This window comes from Sphingomonas aurea (assembly GCF_030678875.1).
GTDB lineage: Bacteria > Pseudomonadota > Alphaproteobacteria > Sphingomonadales > Sphingomonadaceae > Sphingomonas > Sphingomonas aurea.
Map to the genome: position 1 here is coordinate 599,101 of NZ_JAUUDS010000001.1, position 17,331 is coordinate 616,431.

Sequence of the window (17,331 nt, forward strand, 5' to 3'; positions counted from 1 at the left end):
CCGAATGACCATTATTCTTCACTAGAAAACCACCCCAGGATAACGTGACACCGACCCCTGTCGATTTCGCCCTGCCCCAGCTTCTTCAGCCAATCAACCCGGCGAGATTGCGCCACAGGCCGAGCGAAGCCAGATCGTTGAACGTCACCAGGATCATCAAGGCCAAAATCGCCGCCAGACCACCGCGATACGCCCATTCCTGCACCTGTCCGTCGACCGGGCGCCGCCGCACCGCCTCGATCGCGTAGAAGAGCAGATGGCCGCCATCCAGCATCGGCACTGGCAGCAGGTTGATGAACCCCAGATTGATGGACACCAGCGCGACCAGCCCGATAAAGGCGGGCCAGCCCAGGGTCATCTGCTCGCCGGACACCTTGGCGATGCGCAGCGGGCCACCCAGTTCCTCGACAGAGCGGCGGCCGCTGATGATCTGGCCGATCGCGTCGAGCGAACCGCGGACGATCGCGACGACCTGGATGGCACCCTCTACGGGAGCGCGGAGAACCGAGACGGGGCGATACTCGACCGGCGGACTGCCAATACCGACGCGGCCGATGCGATACTCGTTGCCGAACCGATCGCGTTGTTTCAGCGTGCCGATCGCCACGGTGGTGCTGGCCGGCCGACCGGCACGCAGCAGGTCGACGCGCACCGCCTCACCCGGGCGCATCATCGCATATTGGGCGATATCGGCGAAGCTCTCGACCGAGCGGCCACCGAGCGCCACGATCCGGTCGCCGGCGCGCAGGCCAGCCGCGGCGGCGGGGCTGGCGGCGACCACCTCTCCCACCAGCGGCGGCGCGTAGCGGACGCCGTAGAAGTGCGCGAAGCCCGCAAGGATCAGGATGGCGACGAGGAAATTGACCAGCGGCCCGGCCGCAACCACGATCGCGCGCTGCCACACCGGCTTGGACTGGAAGGTCTTTGCCCGCTCGCTGGCGGGCAGCGCCAGCCAGTCGGCGCTGGGCTGGCCGGCGGGGTTCATGTCGCCGGCGAACTTCACATAGCCGCCGAGCGGCAGCCAGCCGAACTTCCACCGCGTACCACGCCGGTCGGTAAAGCCGGCGACCTCGCGACCGAAGCCGATCGAGAACACCTCTGCCTTGATCCCGAACCAGCGGCCGGCGAGGTAATGGCCCATCTCGTGCACGAAGACGAGCGGGCCGATCACCGCGACGAACGCGATCAGGGTCAGCAGGATACCGGGAGCCTCGATCAACGCACGCAATCCTCTACCCGCCCGGCCGCCAGCTCCCTCGCACGGGCGTCGACGGCGAGTACCGCGTCGAGCGTCTCCGGCGATGGCGGATCGTAGCGTTGCAGGATATCGTCGACGATTGCGGCAATTTCGAGGAAGCCGATCCGTCCGGCCAGAAAGGCGGCGACCGCGATCTCGTTGGCGGCGTTCAGGATCGCCGGTGCTGCACCACCCGCGTTCACCGCGCTCCGGGCGAGCGAGAGGGCCAGGAAGCGACCCGGATCGGGTGCCTCGAAGTCGAGCCGGCCGAGCTTCACCAGGTCGAGGGGCGCCATCGGCGTCGCCATCCGCTCTGGCCAGGCGAGTGCGTGGGCGATCGGCACGCGCATGTCGGACGGGCCGAGCTGCGCGAGCATCGATCCGTCGACATAGTCGACCAGGCTGTGGATCACCGACTGGCGGTGGACGACGATCTCGATCTGCTCAGGACAGATGGGGAACAGGCGGGCGGCCTCGATCAGCTCCAGCCCCTTGTTCATCATCGTCGCCGAATCGACCGAGATCTTGGCGCCCATCGACCAGTTCGGATGCGCGACCGCCTGTACCGGCGTCACCCGCGCCATATCGGCAAGCGACGTGTCGCGAAACGGCCCGCCGCTGGCGGTCAGGACAATGCGGCGGACCTGATGCGGCCGGTCGAAATCGAAACACTGGAAGATCGCATTGTGCTCGGAGTCGACCGGTAGCAGGCGCGCGCCATGCTCCGTGACCGCGCGCATCACGACGTCGCCGGCGGAGACGAGCGCCTCCTTGTTGGCGAGCGCCACCGTGCCGCCGTTCCGGATCGCCGCCATCGTGGGGGCGAGCCCGGCGCAGCCGACGATCGCGGCCATCGTCCAGTCGGCGCCCGACGCGCCCGCCTCGATCACCGCGGCGGCCCCGCCGGCGGCGCGGGTGGCGGTGCCCGCCAGCGCCTCGCGCAGTGCGGGCAGGCACGCCTCGTCCGCAACCACCGCCAATTCGGCATGGGTGCGGCGCGCGGCGGCAGCGAGCTTGGCTACGTCGCAATTGGCGGTCAGCGCGCGGACGCGGAACCGCTCCGGCTCACGCTCGATCAGGTCGAGCGTGGAGGTGCCGACCGAGCCGGTGGCACCCAGGACCGTCACCGTCCTCACGTCAGCAGGACGATCAGCGCGGCGATCGGCGCCACCGGGACGACGCCGTCGAGCCGGTCGAGCACGCCGCCATGACCGGGCAGGACATTGCCCGAATCCTTCACGCCCGCGCGCCGCTTGATCCAGCTTTCCAGCAGGTCGCCGCCCTGCGCCAGGATCGCCAGCAGCGGCGTGGCGAGGACGAGGCGGAACGGCAGCCCTTCACCCACATGCATGGCAAAGGCAAAGGCGGTCGCCAGCAGGATGCCGCCGATGAGCCCCGACCACGTCTTGGCCGGGCTGATCCGCGGCGCCAGCTTTGGCCCGCCAAGCGAGCGTCCGGCGAAGAAGGCGCCGATGTCGGTCGCCCAGACCAGCGCCAGCGCCCAGAGCGCGTGGACCAGCCCCGCCTCGTGCCGACGCAGCACGACCAGCGCGAGTACCGGCAGCCCGCAGTACAGGATGCCGAGCGCCAGCTGGCGGCGATTCGTGACGATCACGACGAAGAACGCCGCGCCGACCAGCAGCCCCAGCGTGAAGAAGTCGTGGACCTCCAGGATCAGCGAGGCAGGCGCCATCAGCGCGAGCGGCACCGACAGCGCGAACTGGCCGATCCGCTTCTCGCGCGGGGAAGCACCGGACAGGTTCGCCCACTCGGCCATCATGAACAGGGCGGCGACGACTGCGAGCAACCAGAACAGCACCCCGCCCGCGACAAGCGCGACGAGCGCGACCGCGATCATCGCAACGCTGGCGATCATCCGCAGCCGCAGGTTGGACGGGGTACGGAGCTTCAGGTCGGGTGTTGACAGGGGATCGGTCACAGGCCGCCGTAACGCCGCTGCCGGCGCCCGAACACCGCAACGGCGTCCGCCAGTGCTTCGGCATCGAAATCCGGCCACAGCGTGTCGACGAACAGCAGCTCGGCATAGGCAGCCTGCCACAGCAGGAAATTCGACAGGCGCTGCTCGCCCGAGGTGCGGATGACGAGATCGAGCGGCGGCAGGTCGGCAGTGTCCAGTTCCGCCTCGATCGCGGCCTCGTCGATCCGCTCGGCCGGCAGGCGCGCGGCGAGGCGGCGGGCGGCGGCGGCGAGCTCGGCCTGCGCGCCGTAGTTGAGCGCGATCACCAGCAGTGGGCCACTATTGGCTGCGGTCCGCGCGATCGCGTCGTCGATCAGCGCGACGAGATCCGGGCTGAACGCGCGATAGTCGCCGATGACGCGCAGGCGCACATTCTCGCGCGCGAGTTCGGCCAGGTCGGAGCGGATGAAGAAGCGCAGCAGCTTCATCAGCTCGCCGACCTCCTCCTCGGGTCGTCGCCAGTTCTCGGACGAGAAGGCGTAGAGGGTCAGCGCCTCGATCCCCATCGCCCGTGCGGCGCGGGTGACCCGGCGGACGGCGTCGACCCCGGCCTTGTGCCCGGCAGCGCGCGGCAGATGACGCCGCTTCGCCCAGCGCCCGTTGCCGTCCATGATGATGGCGACGTGGCGCGGGATGGTGGTGTCCGCCGCGGCGAGGACGGGCGCGGTGCTCACGCGACCCTGCTCCACCGGCGCTCCGCGGGAGTGACGGGGCACGCAGGCCGGCGGCCTGCGCCAAACAGCTGAAGCTGTTTGCCCGTCACTTGCCGAGGATTTCCTTTTCCTTGCCACTCGATGCGGCATCAATGTCGGCGATGGTCGCGTCGGTGATCTTCTGCAGCTCGGTTTCGTGCCGCTTGCGCTCGTCCTCGCCGAAGACGTTCTTCTTCTCGTCCGTCTTCAGGCTGTCCATGCCGTCGCGGCGAACGTTGCGGGCGGCGATGCGCGCCTTCTCGGCATATTGGCTGGCGAGCTTGGCGAGTTCCTTGCGGCGCTCCTCGGTCAGGTCGGGGATCGGCAGGCGCAGCGTCTGGCCGTCGTTGATCGGGTTCAGGCCGAGCCCGGCGGAGCGGATCGCCTTTTCCACGGGGCCGACGTTCGACTTGTCCCACACCTGCACCGACAGCATGCGCGGCTCGGGTACCGAGACGGTCGCGACCTGCGAGAGCGGCATGTGGCTGCCATAGACCTCGACCGTGACGGGATCGAGCAGGGTCGCCGAGGCGCGACCCGTGCGCAGGCCGCCCAGGTCGTGCTTCAGCGCGTCGACCGCGCCGGTCATGCGGCGCTGGATATCGGCCTTGTCATAGGCGGGCATCGATAGTCTCCTGGTTCTGCACGATCGTGGAAATGCCCTCGCCGCGGAGCACCGCGGCGAAGTTGCCGTGCTCGCGGATGTTGAAGACGACGATCGGGATGCTGTTGTCGCGGCAGAGCGCGATGGCGGAGGCGTCCATGACCTTCAGGTCGTCGGACAGGACGCGGGAATAGCTGACCGTTTCGTAACGGGTGGCGGTCGGCACCTTCTTGGGATCGGCATCATAGACGCCGTCGACGCTGGTGCCCTTGAACAGGGCGTCGCACTTCATCTCGGCCGCGCGCAGCGCTGCACCGGAATCGGTGGTGAAGAACGGGCTGCCGACGCCGGCGGCGAAGATCACCACGCGGCCTTTTTCCAGATGCCGCTCGGCGCGGCGACGGATGAAGGGTTCGCAGACGCTGGCCATCGGGATCGCCGACTGAACGCGCGTGTCGACGCCGATCTGCTCCAGCGCGTTCTGCACCGCGAGCGCGTTCATGACGGTCGCGAGCATGCCCATATAATCGGCGGTCGCCCGCTCGATGCCCTTTGCGGCGGCGGACAGGCCGCGAAAGATGTTGCCTCCGCCCACCACGACGCACAGCTCGTACCCGGCGGCACGGACATCGGCGATCTCGCCGGCGACACGGGCGGTGATGACGGGATCGATGGCGAGGCCACCCTCCCCCATCAGTACCTCTCCCGACAATTTCAGCAGGATTCGTTTGAAGCGGGGTTCGGTCATGCGTCTCGGTCAAATCGGGGGAGCGGCGCGGACCTTAGGCGGGGGGCGCAGGCGGGGCAACCCGAGCGCCGCGGCTGCACCGGAAATTCATCGCGGGCCGTCGCCAGCCCAGCTGAAACCGTCATGCCGGGACGAGCCCGGCATGACGTCAACTTCGAAGCGATCAAGGGGAGGAAGCATTGCCCCCTCCCCACGCCGGATCACTGACCCTGCGGCACACCCGACACCGCGGCGACCTCTGCGGCGAAGTCAGAGGCTTCCTTCTCGATACCCTCGCCCAGCTGGAAGCGGACATAGTCCTTCAGCACGATGGTCGTGCCGGCGTCCTTGCCCGCCTTGGCGACGACGTCGCTGATCTTGGTCTTGCCGTCCATGACGAACAGCTGGCTGACCAGTGCGTGCTCCTTGCGGTACTTGGCGATCGAGCCCTCGACCATCTTGGCGACGATGTCGGCGGGCTTGCCGCTCTCGCCGGCCTTCTCGGCGGCGATCGCGCGCTCGCGCTCGATCTCGGCCTCGTCCAGGTCGGCCTCGTTCAGCGCCTTGGGGAAGGCGGCGGCGATGTGCATCGCCAGATGCTTGCCGAGCGTCTGCAGCACCTCATTCGAAGCATCGGATTCGAGCGCGACGAGCACGCCGATCTTGCCCAGACCCGGCGCCTGCTGCGTGTGGACGTAGGGAACCACCGCGCCCTGCGACACTTCCAGGCGCTTGGCGCGGCGCAGCGACTGGTTCTCGCCGATCGTCGCGATGTTGTTGGTCAGCACCTCGGCGACTGACGTACCCGACGGCATGGTCTCAGCCTTCAGCGCCTCGACGTCGCCGCCGGTGGCGAGCGCGATTTGAGTCACTTCGCGGACGAACTGCTGGAACTGGTCGTTCTTGGCGACGAAGTCGGTCTCCGAATTGACCTCGACCGCCGCACCTTTGGTGCCGGACACGGCGATGCCGATCAGGCCCTCGGCCGCGGTGCGGCTCGACTTCTTCTGCGCGGCCGCAAGGCCCTTGGTGCGCAGCCAGTCCAGCGCGGCGTCCATGTCGCCGGCGGTCTCGTTCAGCGCCTTCTTGCAGTCCATCATGCCCGCGCCGCTCTTCTCGCGCAGGTCCTTGACCATCGCTGCCGTGATATCGGCCATGTCTGTAATCCTTCCAGTCAGAATGTGTTTGCGGGCGAGGCGAGGCGCCAACGCCCTGCCCCGCCCGCATGACGAACCGGTGACGGCTCAGGCGTCGATCTGGCGCTCGGTCTCGGCGCCCGCACCCTCGACGGTCGCTGCACCGGTATCCTCGGCGGCAACCTCGACCTGCTCCTCGGCGGGCGGCTCGGCCATGGCGCCGATGTCCACGCCGCGGCGCTGCTGCTGCTCGTGACCGCCACGGGTCGCGGCGATGGCGATCGCCTCGCAATAGAGGCGGATCGCGCGCGCCGCGTCGTCATTGGCGGGGACCGGGAAGGCAATGCCGTCCGGCGACACGTTCGAATCGAGGATCGCGACGACCGGGATGCCGAGGGTGTTGGCTTCCTTGATCGCCAGCTCTTCCTTGTTCGCGTCGATCACGAACATGACATCGGGCACACCGCCCATGTCGCGGATGCCGCCCAGCGACAGCTCCAGCTTGTCGCGCTCGCGGGTCAGCTGCAGCACTTCCTTCTTGGTCAGGCCGGCGGTGTTGCCCGACAGCTGCTCCTCAAGGCTCTTGAGGCGCTTGATCGAGTTGGAGATCGTCTTCCAGTTGGTGAGCATGCCGCCCAGCCAGCGATGGTTGACGAAGTGCTGGCCGGCACGACGGGCCGAATCGGCGATCGGCTCCTGCGCCTGGCGCTTGGTGCCGACGAACAGCACCTTGCCGCCGCTGGCGACGGTCGACGACACGAACTCCAGCGCGCGCGCGAACAGCGGCACGGTCTGCGACAGATCGAGGATGTGGACGCCGTTGCGGTCGCCGAAGATGTAGGGCTTCATCTTCGGGTTCCAGCGATGCGTCTGGTGGCCGAAGTGCGCGCCGGTTTCGATGAGCTGCTGCATGGTGACGACAGGTGCCGCCATAGGTAATTCCTTCCGGTTATGCCTCTGGGGAGCGGATGACGCGGCGGCTGTAAGCCTGCGCACCGGTGTATGATGCTTCCCATGCGGAGTTGAGGCGCGCCCCTTAGCCCAGCCTCGCCGACTGCGCAACCGCTTGACATGCGGAACGCAAGTGGAACATACAGTGTTCAACAGAGGCACATCGGGTCAAACACCGCAATTCCGGTGCTAAATACCGCAGATATCGGCGTTTTTAGCCGATTTTGCGGAACCTGAGCGTGCGTCTGCCGGTTTTCGAACGTCGATTAAGTGACGTTCGCGTCAGGGAGGCGAACATGTCGGTCATCAGTGTTCTGGTTTTTGCAGGCGCGGTAGCGCTGGCGGTGTCGGTGATCCTGGCATCGATCGTGCCGCAGTGGCGTCGTATCCTGCGGCTGGCATCGGGTCGGACCGAAGCCTCGTTCTCGTTCGCGCCGCTGCGTCAGTTGGCCCAGGCAGAGCGGCGTATCGCGGTCAGGCGCTGGGCGGCGATGCCGGTGCCCGCGTCGATCCATCGGCTGCGCGAAGCCGCCTGACCCGGCCATAACTGGCGATGCTGAACGGCAGCGTCGCCAGATACAGGACCGAGATCGCGCTGAGCGTATGCCAGGGCGCCGTGGTCAGTGCCGCACCGAGCAGCACCACCCCTGCCAAAGCCTCGAACCGGATGCTCCGGCGAAGGCGTAGCGACGACCAGGAGAAGGTCGCGATGCTCGACACCATCAGCAACGCGACGAACGCGACCCAGGGTGCGACCAGATAGGGCGAGGCGAAGATCGGCTCGTCTGTCCAAAGCCAGAAGAAGAGGGGCAGCAGCGCCAGCCCCGCCCCGGCCGGTGCCGGAACCCCGGTCAGGAAGCCGGCCGATTTATGCGGCTGGTCATGCTCGTCGATCTTGGCGTTGAAGCGGGCGAGGCGTAGCGCGCAGAACACGGCAAGCAGCAGCGCGCACATCCAGCCGATCCGCGGCAGTGCGGCCAGCGACCAGAGATACATGATGAGCGCGGGTGCGACCCCGAACGAGATGGCGTCCGACAAGGAGTCGAGCTCGGCACCGAATCGGCTCTCGCCCCGCAGCAGTCGGGCGATGCGCCCGTCGATCCCGTCCAGCACGCCGGCGATCATTATCATCGTCACCGCCTGCTCCCACTGGCCTGCGATGGCGAAGCGCACACCAGACAGGCCGGAGCAGAGCGCCAGCGCCGTGACGGCGTTGGGCGCGATCGCGCGCAGCGGCAACCCGCGCGGCGGCCGCGAGAAGCGCCCGCGCGAGCGGAACGCGGCGGTGCGCGGTCCGACAGATCGCGGCGGCCTCGCCTCGTTTCCACCTTCGGCCGAGTTTGGGTCGGCGTCGATCATTGCGAGATGCCGGTGACGGCGACACCGTCGATGCGGCCGATCACGGTTTCGCCGGCGATGGTGCGCTGGCCCAGCGTCACCTGCGGTGCGCAGTCGTCGGGCAGATAGACGTCGACGCGGCTGCCGAAGCGGATCAGGCCAACGCGCTGGCCGGTCGCGACCATGTCGCCGGGCTTGACGAAGGGTACGATGCGGCGGGCGACCAGGCCGGCGATCTGGGTGAAGCCGATCCGCCGGACGCTGCCGTCGGCGAGCGGGCGACCCTCGACCACAATATGCTGCCGCTCATTCTCGTCGGATGCCTTGTCGAGATCGGCATTCAGGAACTTGCCGGAGATGTAGACGACCTGGCGGATGGTGCCGGCGATCGGCGTACGGTTGATATGGACGTCGAACACCGACATGAACATCGACACGCGGACCAGCGGTGCCTCTCCCAGATCGCCGATCAGCTCCCGCGGAACGGGAACGCGCTGGATCATCGTCACCAGCCCGTCCGCAGGCGCGACGATCAGGCCATCGCCCTGCGGCGTGGTGCGGACGGGATCGCGGAAAAACGCCAGCACCCAGATCGTGACCCCGATCATCGGCCAGAACAGGACGTTCGACACGATGGTCAGGAGCAGGGTGATGCCAAGCGAGATCGCGGCGTATTTGCGACCTTCGGGATGGACGGTGGGGAAGCGCCACTTCACCGTCGAGGTCGCCACCGGCGGCTTTTCTAATGATGTCATGCGGCCGGGGTGTACCCTCCCCGGCCGTCAGTGACAATCGCGCGGCGATCCGAGCGTCGGTCGGGCCGCGCAGATAGATCAGGCAAAGGTCATCGCCACGACCTGCCGCCGGCGCCGCAGCACCATACCGGTCAGGCCGAAGCCAAGCAGCATCAGCGACCAGCTCGCCGGCTCGGGCACCACCGCCACGCCGATCTGCGCCCCGATCCCTTGTGCGATGGCCAGATGCACACCGGTGGTCGGATGGATCGCATCGAAATAGACATTGTCGCCGCAGCCCGATGCCGGATTGGGCAGGATCAGGCACGGCGTGGTCGTGTCGAGCGGCACCGGCAGACCATAGGCGGCAGGATTGGCGTAGATCGTCTTCTGAAAGTTGAAGAGGTCGAAGAACGCCGCATTGGCGCCGGGCCGCGTGTTGAACCCGGCAACGACCTGCGCAAACGCCGCGTTCAATCCCGAGGACAATTGCGTTCCCGCATTCGCAAGGGCGGTGGATCCCAGACTGGTCACCGCCGGGATCTGGCCGATGTCCGGCAGCCCGGTGACGACGAAGTTGCGCGCGCCGCGGTCGTAGAGGTCGCCGAGGCCGGCGGTGAGCGCGGCAATCGCGGGCGTCAGGTTTGGCGCGTTGCTTGATCCATTGCCGAGTGCCGCCAACTGGCCACGTACGTCGTTGCCGCCGAGGGTGACGAGCACCAGCGCATCGCTGTCGAAGCTGGCGCCGCTCTCGTCGAAGAACCCGATCTGCTCGATGAAGCTCGGGCTCGCATCGCCCGTCACCTCCGCCGCCTGTGCGCCGCCGACGGAGAAATTGATCCCGCCCCGCGCCGAGGCGGTCGCCGGACTGCCGCTGATCCCGAGCGACAGATAGTCGGCGAAGTTATATCCGTTGGAGAAGCGCCCATCGAAATAGCCCAGGGCGGCCGGCGCGGGATCTGCTCCGCCGCTCTGTGCCCGGAATACCTGCGCATTCCCGGAATCAACCAGGCTGTCGCCGAACACGAACAGCCGGTCATAGGATTGCTGTTGTGCCGCCGCCGGAAGCGCGACCATCGCCGCCAGAAGGGCCATTGTGCCGAAGGCCGCATGCCGTCCGTATCGCATCGCTCTCTCCCTGCTCACCCGCACGTTTAGTCGTGCATCATGGTTACCAGCGCAGAACGACCTGCTCACGCCAGCGTTCCCAAGGGCATGCCCCGTTGCCAGCCGGAGGCTCGCCGCCTAGACGCGGGCCCATCCCCTTTCCTTTTGCCGAGGACCGAGAACGCATGGCCAAGATTCAGGTGAAGACGCCCGTCGTGGAGATCGACGGCGACGAGATGACCCGGATCATCTGGGAATGGATCCGCGAGCGCCTGATAAAGCCCTATCTCGACATCCAGCTCGACTATTACGACCTGGGCGTCGAGCATCGCGACGCGACCGACGATCAGGTGACAATCGATTCCGCCCGCGCCACCCAGAAATACGGCGTCGCGGTGAAGTGCGCGACGATCACCCCCGACGAGGCGCGCGTCGAGGAGTTCGGCCTGAAGAAGATGTGGAAGTCGCCCAACGGCACGATCCGCAACATCCTGGGCGGCGTGATCTTCCGCGAGCCGATCGTCATCAAGAACGTTCCCCGCCTGATTCCCGGCTGGACGCACCCGATCGTCGTCGGCCGCCACGCGTTCGGCGACCAGTACAAGGCCACCGACTTCGTCGTGCCCGGCAAGGGCAAGCTGACGATGAAGTGGCAGGGCGAGGACGGCCAGACGATCGAGCACGAGGTGTTCGACTTCCCGGCCGGCGGCGTCGCGATGGGCATGTACAATCTGGACGAGTCGATCCGCGACTTCGCCCGCGCCAGCATGAATTATTCGCTGGGTCGCGGCTGGCCGCTGTACCTGTCGACCAAGAACACGATCCTGAAGGCCTATGACGGCCGCTTCAAGGACCTGTTCGCCGAGATCTTCGAGGCCGAGTTCAAGGATCAGTTCGCCGCCGCGGGCATCGTCTACGAGCATCGCCTGATCGACGACATGGTCGCCAGCGCGCTGAAGTGGAACGGCGAGTTCGTCTGGGCCTGCAAGAATTACGATGGCGACGTGCAGTCGGATCAGGTCGCGCAGGGCTTCGGGTCGCTCGGACTGATGACCTCGGTGCTGATGACCCCGGACGGCAAGACGATCGAGGCGGAGGCGGCGCATGGCACCGTCACCCGCCACTATCGCCAGCATCAGCAGGGCAAGGCGACCTCGACCAACCCGATCGCGTCGATCTTCGCCTGGACCGGTGGCCTGAAGTATCGCGGCAAGTTCGACGACACGCCCGACGTCACCCGCTTCGCCGAGACGCTCGAGCGGGTGTGCATCGAGACGGTCGAGAACGGCCACATGACCAAGGATCTCGCCATCCTGATCGGCCCGGACCAGCCGTGGATGACGACCGAGCAGTTTTTCGAGCAGGTCCGCGTCAACCTCGAGAACGCGATGGCCAACTGGGCGTAGCGCCCGCTTTCATCGGTGCGCAGGAAGGGGCACGGTGGTCGATCGCGACCGCCGTGCCTTTTTCTTTGTCTGCGCCGCGGCCTTTTCGCACTGACGCCGCCGACTCGCCCGGCTAGAACGATGCCATGGCGATCGGACTGGACAATGCGGCATTCAGCGACGCGCTGGTGATCCTGGGGGCGGCCGGGTTGGTGATCCCGGCCTTCGCGCGGTTTCGGATCAGTCCGGTAATCGGGTTCATCCTGGTCGGCGTGCTGGTCGGGCCGGCGGGGCTGGGTTCGCTGATCGACCGGTTTCCATGGCTCTACTACGTCACGATCGGCGACCGGGAGTCGATCGCGCCCTTTGCCGAGTTCGGTATCGTCCTGCTGCTGTTCTCGATCGGGCTCGAGCTGTCGTTCAAGCGGCTGTGGGCGATGCGACGGCTGGTCTTCGGGGTGGGCTTTGCCGAGCTGGCCGGGTCGGCAGTGCTGATCGGCCTGGCGCTGCACATGATGGGTCAGGGCACCGGCGGCGCGGCGGGACTGGGGCTGGCGCTGGCGCTGTCGTCGACCGCGCTGGTGCTGCCGCTGGTCGGGACGACGAGCGCCGTCGGGCGGTCCGCGTTCGGCATGCTGCTGTTCGAGGATCTGGCGCTGGTGCCGATCATCTTCGTGCTGGGTGCGATGGCCCCTGCGGCGAGCGGTGGCGGGTGGGAGAGTATCGGCGGCGTGGCGCTGAGCGGGGCGCTGACCGTCGTCGCCATGTATGTCGGCGGACGGATCGTGCTGCCGCGGCTGTTCGCGCAGGCGGCACGAACCAAGAGCCCGGAGCTGTTCCTGGCGGCGTCGCTGCTCGTCGTCATCACCGCATCGGTCGCGACCACGGCTGCCGGCCTGTCGCCGATCGTCGGTGCGTTGCTGGCAGGGCTGCTGATTGCCGAAACCGAGTATCACAGCGAGGTCGAGGTCATCACCGCGCCGTTCAAGGGGCTGGCGCTCGGCGTCTTCCTCATCACCGTCGGCATGGACCTGGACCTGCGTTCCATCGCGGCGAACTGGTCGTCGCTGCTGCTCGCAGTGGTCGGCGTGGTGGCGGTGAAGGCGATCGTCACCTTCCTGCTGCTGCGCGTCGGGCAGGCGCGGCTGGGAACGGCGGCGGAAACCGGGCTGCTGATGGGCAGCCCGTCCGAAACCACGCTAATCGTGCTGGCGACCGCTGCACAGGCGCAGTTGATCCTGCCCTCCACCGCCGCCTTCTGGCAGACGGTGACCTCGATCGGGCTGACGATCACCCCACTGCTGGCCAAGGCGGGACGGCTGGCGGCGCGGCGTATCGAGGCGCGCGCGATCGAGCCGATCGTCGTCACCGATCCGGATGGGCCGGGCACGATCCTGATCGGCTTCGGCCGGGTGGGGCAGATGGTCGCCGATATGCTGACCACGCACGGGCAGAGATATCTGGCCGTGGAAGCGGATATCGACAGCGTGTCGCAGGCACGCGCGGCCGGCTATCCGGTGCTGTTCGGCGACATCTCGCGCAACGAACTGGTCGACCGGCTGAACCTGTCAGAGGCGCGCGCGCTGATCCTGACGATGGACGATCCGGTCCTGACCGTCAGGCTGGCGCGGCGGATGCGGGCCCTTTCACCGACGCTGCCGATCATCGCCCGTGCCCGCGACGCGGCTCATGCCGCGGAACTCTACCGCGCAGGGGTGACCGATGCCGTTCCCGAGACGCTGGAAAGCTCGCTGCAATTGTCGGAGGCGGTGCTGGTCGATCTGGGCGTGGCGATGGGACCGGTGATCGCCTCGATCCACGAGAAGCGCGACGAGCTGCGCCAGTTGATCCGGCGCGAGGCGTCGCTGGACCGCGAGCCCCGCCTACGCCGGGTGCGCAAGAGCCAGATCGCGGACGCCTAGGAGTCTTTGTCGTCGAACCAGCCGAACGGCAGCAGCCGGTCGGCCAGCGCCTTGGCTCCCTTGCGGTCGCCGCGGCGGAGGGGGGCGAGGACGGCGACGGCGGACTTCTGGATGATGCGGTCGAGCGGGGTCGGTGCTGGCGCCTTGGCCGCGGTATCGAGCAGTTGCAGCCCACGGGCGTCGCCCGGATCGTAGTTGATCCGCAACAGCCCCGCGAGCCCGGCGAAGAAGGCACGGTCGCCGCCCAGCGCGACGCTGCGGTCGAGCGCGGCGAGGCCGGTATTCTCGCGCGCACCGGCTACCGCGCGGGCGACGAAGCGGCCGACATGGGCGATGATGCCGAGGTGCCAGGCGCCTAGCCCCGCCTGCGCCTCTGCATTACGGGGGAAACGGCCGACCACCTGTTCGAACTGGCGGCGGGCCGCCATCGCCTCCGACCGATCGCCGGTCAGCTTGGCGCGGTAACCCAGCGCGATGGCGGCGAGAACGGCGGAATCCTGATCGTCGGGATCGCGCTTTGCCGAGGCAAGTGCGGCCGCGCGTGCCTTGTCGATCCGGGCGAGCGCGACGCTGCCGCTGCGGTCCTGAAACGCCGCCTGGGTCAGCAGGTCGCGCACGCTCTGCGCGGGCGCGGCCTGAGGAAGAACGAGAGCGAGAAGCGGCACCAGCACACAGGTCGAAACAAACCGCATCCGTCATCCTCTATCGTCACACCGCCACGATGCCGCATCGCCCGACGTGCGTCATGACCCAAACGGATCAGACGGGCTGCGGCTCCGTTGCCAGTGCGGCTCGGATCGCGTCGATCGCCTCGGCCGCCTTGCCGCCGTCGGGACCGCCGCCCTGCGCCATGTCGGGGCGACCGCCGCCGCCCTGTCCGCCCAGCACCGCGACGGCGGTGCGGAGCAGGTCGACGGCGTTGCGGCTGGCGACCAGATCGGCGGTGACGCCGACCGCGATCGAGGCGCGACCCTCGTTGACCGCGACGATCGTCGCCACGCCCGACCCGATGCGCTGCTTGGCCTCGTCCACCGCACCGCGCAGCCCCTTGGCATCGAAGCCGTCGAGCACCTGGCCGACGAACGCGACGCCGCCGACCTGCTCGGGGCCGGCCGGTGCCCCACCCTGTCCGCCGCCGAGCGCCAGCGCCTTCTTTGCCTCGGCCAGTTCGCGTTCCAGCCGGCGCCGCTCGTCGAGCAGCGCGGCGATGCGGCCGGGCACTTCGTCCGGAGTCGAACGCAGCGCCGCCGCCGCTTCGCGCAGGGTGTCGTCGCGGTGCGACAGCCAGGCGCGCGCCGCCTCGCCGGTCAGCGCTTCGACGCGCCGCACGCCGGAAGACACCGCCCCCTCGCCCACGACCTTGAACAGGCCGATCTCTCCCAGTGCGCCGACATGGGTGCCGCCGCACAATTCCAGCGAGTAGGTGCCATCCGCGTCTTCGCCCATCGAGACCACGCGAACCTCGTCGCCATATTTCTCGCCGAACAGCGCCATCGCGCCCTCGGCGATCGCCTCGTCCGGGGTCATCAGCCGGGTGACGACCGGGCCATTGCCGCGCACCTGCGCGTTCACCTGCGCCTCGACCTCGGCGATGTCGGCCGGCGAGACGGCTACCGGCTGCGAGAAGTCGAAGCGCAGCCGGTCGGGGGCGACCAGCGAGCCCTTCTGCGCGACATGGCTGCCCAGCCGCTGGCGCAGCGCCTCGTGCAGCAGGTGCGTCGCCGAGTGGTTGGCGCGGATCTGCGCGCGGCGGGTCAGGTCGATGGCGAGGCGGACGGGATCGCCGACCTTGATCTCGCCTGCCTCCACCTGCGCATGATGGACCCAGATGCGGCCCACCTGCTTCGAGGTTTCGGTCACCTGTGCGCGCAGGCCGGCATCGCTGCTGATCGTGCCGGCATCGCCGACCTGTCCGCCGCTCTCGCCATAGAAAGGCGTCTGATTGACGACGATCGCCACCGTGTCGCCGGTGTGCGCCGCATCGACACGCGCGCCGTCCTTGACCAGCGCCAGCACCTCGCCCTCGCCGACATCGTTGGCGTAGCCGGTGAATTCGGTCGAGCCGTGCTGCTCGGCGATGTCGAACCAGATGTCGTCGGATGCCTTGGCGCCAGATCCCTTCCAGGCGGCGCGGGCAGCCCGCTTCTGCTCGGCCATCGCCGCGTCGAAACCGGCACGGTCGACCGACAGGCCCTGCGCCCGCAGCGCATCCTCGGTCAGGTCATAGGGAAAGCCATAGGTGTCGTAGAGCCGGAACGCGGTTTCGCCGGCGAGCGTGCCGCCCTGCCCCAGTCCGGCGGTCGCCTCGTCGAGCAGCTTCAGCCCGCGGTCGAGCGTCTGGCGAAAGCGCGTTTCCTCTTGTTGCAGCGTCGCCTCGATCAGCGGCTGTGCGCGGACCAGCTCTGGGAAGGCGGCGCCCATCTCGGCGACCAGCGCCGGCACCAGACGGTGCATCAGCGGCTCCTTCGCGCCCAGCAGGTGCGCGTGGCGCATCGCGCGGCGCATGATCCGGCGCAGCACATAGCCGCGGCCCTCGTTCGCCGGCAGCACGCCGTCAGCGACCAGGAAGCCGGACGAGCGCAGGTGGTCGGCGATGACGCGGTGCGACGCGGACATGTCGCCGGCCGGATCGCTGTGGGTCAGCGCGGCCGACGCGCCGATCAGCGCCTTGAAGGTATCGGTATCGTAATTGTCGTGGACGCCCTGCAGCACTGCGGCGACGCGTTCCAGCCCCATGCCGGTGTCGATCGATTTCTTGGGCAGTTCGGCAACGATCTCGTTCGCCTCCTGCTCATATTGCATGAACACGAGATTCCAGATCTCGACGAAGCGGTTGCCATCCTCCTCCGGGCTGCCGGGCGGGCCGCCATAGATATGGTCGCCGTGATCGTAGAAGATCTCCGAGCACGGCCCGCACGGCCCGTTCTCGCCCATCGCCCAGAAATTATCCTTGGTGGCGATGCGGATGATCCGCTCCTCCGGCAGACCGGCGATCTTGCGCCACAGGTCGAACGCCTCGTCGTCGGTGTGATAGACGGTGGCGGTCAGCCGGTCGGCCGGAATGCCCCACTCCTTGGTCAGCAGGGTCCAGGCATGGGTGATCGCCTGGTCCTTGAAATAGTCGCCGAACGAGAAATTGCCGAGCATCTCGAAGAAGGTGTGATGCCGCGCCGTATAGCCGACATTGTCGAGATCATTGTGCTTGCCCCCGGCGCGCACGCACTTCTGCGACGAGGTGGCGGTGCTGTACGGCCGCGATTCCAGCCCGGTGAAGACGTTCTTGAACGGTACCATGCCGGCGTTGACGAACATCAGCGTCGGATCGTTCTGCGGCACCAGCGGCGCGGACGGTACGATGCGGTGGCCGTTCCGCCCGAAATAATCGAGGAAGCCGCGGCGGATGTCGTTGGTCGAGGTGAAGGAGTTCATGCCTGCGACCTAACCGAGGCGTGGGCGCTCGCCAAGCCGACTCGTAACCGGACACTACACACCCCCTCGCGTGTCCGGTTCCGCCGCTGTT

16 protein-coding genes are annotated in these 17,331 nt (G+C 67.8%); 3 read left to right on the plus strand and 13 right to left on the minus strand.

Going from position 1 to position 17,331, the window contains the following annotated elements:
* Positions 1–85: 85 nt before the first annotated feature.
* The 8 genes from Q5H91_RS03115 to rpsB form a co-directional block, all read right to left on the minus strand.
* Entirely contained in the window at positions 86–1,219 is a 1,134-nt protein-coding gene (locus Q5H91_RS03115; protein WP_305171747.1) for a M50 family metallopeptidase, read from the minus strand.
* Positions 1,216–2,373 (minus strand): 1-deoxy-D-xylulose-5-phosphate reductoisomerase, encoded by a 1,158-nt coding sequence (locus Q5H91_RS03120; RefSeq protein ID WP_305171748.1) that lies wholly within the window; start codon positions 2,371–2,373, stop codon positions 1,216–1,218. Before Q5H91_RS03120 ends, Q5H91_RS03115 begins: the two co-directional genes overlap by 4 nt.
* Complete coding sequence (locus Q5H91_RS03125) at positions 2,370–3,113, minus strand: phosphatidate cytidylyltransferase (protein ID WP_305172373.1); 744 nt, start codon at positions 3,111–3,113, stop codon at positions 2,370–2,372. The genes Q5H91_RS03120 and Q5H91_RS03125 overlap by 4 nt, the downstream gene beginning before the upstream one ends.
* Before the next feature lie 59 nt (positions 3,114–3,172).
* Positions 3,173–3,889 (minus strand): isoprenyl transferase, encoded by a 717-nt coding sequence (locus tag Q5H91_RS03130; RefSeq protein WP_305171749.1) that lies wholly within the window; start codon positions 3,887–3,889, stop codon positions 3,173–3,175.
* Positions 3,890–3,974: 85 nt separating this feature from the next.
* A complete protein-coding gene (gene frr / locus Q5H91_RS03135; protein ID WP_305171750.1) occupies positions 3,975–4,532 on the minus strand; it encodes a ribosome recycling factor in 558 nt (185 codons plus the stop codon).
* On the minus strand, positions 4,519–5,259 hold the full coding sequence (gene pyrH, locus Q5H91_RS03140; protein ID WP_305171751.1) for a UMP kinase: 741 nt from the start codon (positions 5,257–5,259) through the stop codon (positions 4,519–4,521). The genes frr and pyrH overlap by 14 nt, the downstream gene beginning before the upstream one ends.
* A 200-nt stretch (positions 5,260–5,459) precedes the next feature.
* Entirely contained in the window at positions 5,460–6,395 is a 936-nt protein-coding gene (gene tsf, locus Q5H91_RS03145; RefSeq protein WP_305171752.1) for a translation elongation factor Ts, read from the minus strand.
* 87 nt (positions 6,396–6,482) lie between these two features.
* Positions 6,483–7,307 carry a 30S ribosomal protein S2 gene (gene rpsB, locus Q5H91_RS03150; protein WP_305171753.1) on the minus strand — a complete coding sequence of 275 codons (825 nt, stop codon included), beginning with the start codon at positions 7,305–7,307 and terminating at the stop codon, positions 6,483–6,485.
* Positions 7,308–7,621: 314 nt separating this feature from the next.
* Here rpsB and Q5H91_RS03155 point away from each other — a divergent pair, with 314 nt between their 5' ends.
* Entirely contained in the window at positions 7,622–7,861 is a 240-nt protein-coding gene (locus tag Q5H91_RS03155) for a hypothetical protein (protein WP_305171754.1), read from the plus strand.
* On the opposite strand, the gene Q5H91_RS03160 is transcribed toward Q5H91_RS03155, so the two are convergent.
* The 3 genes from Q5H91_RS03160 to Q5H91_RS03170 all read right to left on the minus strand — a co-directional run bounded on the left by Q5H91_RS03160 (position 7,800) and on the right by Q5H91_RS03170 (position 10,525).
* Positions 7,800–8,684, minus strand: a complete 885-nt coding sequence (locus Q5H91_RS03160) for a CDP-alcohol phosphatidyltransferase family protein (protein WP_305171755.1) — start codon at positions 8,682–8,684, stop codon at positions 7,800–7,802. The two genes, Q5H91_RS03155 and Q5H91_RS03160, sit on opposite strands and share 62 nt — an antisense overlap.
* Entirely contained in the window at positions 8,681–9,418 is a 738-nt protein-coding gene (locus Q5H91_RS03165; RefSeq protein WP_305171756.1) for a phosphatidylserine decarboxylase, read from the minus strand. Before Q5H91_RS03165 ends, Q5H91_RS03160 begins: the two co-directional genes overlap by 4 nt.
* A gap of 78 nt (positions 9,419–9,496) precedes the next feature.
* Positions 9,497–10,525 carry an SGNH/GDSL hydrolase family protein gene (locus Q5H91_RS03170; protein WP_305171757.1) on the minus strand — a complete coding sequence of 343 codons (1,029 nt, stop codon included), beginning with the start codon at positions 10,523–10,525 and terminating at the stop codon, positions 9,497–9,499.
* A 164-nt stretch (positions 10,526–10,689) separates the two neighbouring features.
* Between Q5H91_RS03170 and Q5H91_RS03175 the strand changes: the two genes are divergently transcribed.
* Positions 10,690–11,910: an NADP-dependent isocitrate dehydrogenase gene (locus Q5H91_RS03175; protein ID WP_305171758.1), complete on the plus strand. Its 1,221-nt coding sequence runs from the start codon at positions 10,690–10,692 to the stop codon at positions 11,908–11,910.
* Positions 11,911–12,035: 125 nt separating this feature from the next.
* The gene (locus Q5H91_RS03180; RefSeq protein ID WP_305171759.1) at positions 12,036–13,811 is read left to right on the plus strand and encodes a cation:proton antiporter domain-containing protein; all 1,776 of its coding nucleotides are present in this window, start codon (positions 12,036–12,038) and stop codon (positions 13,809–13,811) included.
* Here Q5H91_RS03180 and Q5H91_RS03185 read toward each other — a convergent pair.
* Both Q5H91_RS03185 and alaS read right to left on the minus strand, forming a co-directional pair.
* Positions 13,808–14,503 carry a hypothetical protein gene (locus Q5H91_RS03185; protein ID WP_305171760.1) on the minus strand — a complete coding sequence of 232 codons (696 nt, stop codon included), beginning with the start codon at positions 14,501–14,503 and terminating at the stop codon, positions 13,808–13,810. The two genes, Q5H91_RS03180 and Q5H91_RS03185, sit on opposite strands and share 4 nt — an antisense overlap.
* Before the next feature lie 67 nt (positions 14,504–14,570).
* Positions 14,571–17,240 (minus strand): alanine--tRNA ligase, encoded by a 2,670-nt coding sequence (gene alaS / locus Q5H91_RS03190; RefSeq protein ID WP_305171761.1) that lies wholly within the window; start codon positions 17,238–17,240, stop codon positions 14,571–14,573.
* Positions 17,241–17,331: the final 91 nt, after the last annotated feature.

Excerpts from the sequence above, each read along its gene's own strand:
- frr (WP_305171750.1), bottom strand. The coding sequence starts at position 4,532 with ATGCCCGCCTATGACAAGGCCGATATCCAGCGCCGCATGACCGGCGCG.
- Q5H91_RS03125 (WP_305172373.1), bottom strand. The coding sequence starts at position 3,113 with ATGATCGCCAGCGTTGCGATGATCGCGGTCGCGCTCGTCGCGCTTGTC.
- alaS (WP_305171761.1), bottom strand. The coding sequence starts at position 17,240 with ATGAACTCCTTCACCTCGACCAACGACATCCGCCGCGGCTTCCTCGAT.
- pyrH (WP_305171751.1), bottom strand. The coding sequence starts at position 5,259 with ATGACCGAACCCCGCTTCAAACGAATCCTGCTGAAATTGTCGGGAGAG.
- Q5H91_RS03185 (WP_305171760.1), bottom strand. The coding sequence starts at position 14,503 with ATGCGGTTTGTTTCGACCTGTGTGCTGGTGCCGCTTCTCGCTCTCGTT.
- Q5H91_RS03175 (WP_305171758.1), top strand. The coding sequence starts at position 10,690 with ATGGCCAAGATTCAGGTGAAGACGCCCGTCGTGGAGATCGACGGCGAC.
- Q5H91_RS03170 (WP_305171757.1), bottom strand. The coding sequence starts at position 10,525 with ATGCGATACGGACGGCATGCGGCCTTCGGCACAATGGCCCTTCTGGCG.
- Q5H91_RS03180 (WP_305171759.1), top strand. The coding sequence starts at position 12,036 with ATGGCGATCGGACTGGACAATGCGGCATTCAGCGACGCGCTGGTGATC.
- Q5H91_RS03160 (WP_305171755.1), bottom strand. The coding sequence starts at position 8,684 with ATGATCGACGCCGACCCAAACTCGGCCGAAGGTGGAAACGAGGCGAGG.
- Q5H91_RS03155 (WP_305171754.1), top strand. The coding sequence starts at position 7,622 with ATGTCGGTCATCAGTGTTCTGGTTTTTGCAGGCGCGGTAGCGCTGGCG.
- rpsB (WP_305171753.1), bottom strand. The coding sequence starts at position 7,307 with ATGGCGGCACCTGTCGTCACCATGCAGCAGCTCATCGAAACCGGCGCG.
- Q5H91_RS03165 (WP_305171756.1), bottom strand. The coding sequence starts at position 9,418 with ATGACATCATTAGAAAAGCCGCCGGTGGCGACCTCGACGGTGAAGTGG.
- tsf (WP_305171752.1), bottom strand. The coding sequence starts at position 6,395 with ATGGCCGATATCACGGCAGCGATGGTCAAGGACCTGCGCGAGAAGAGC.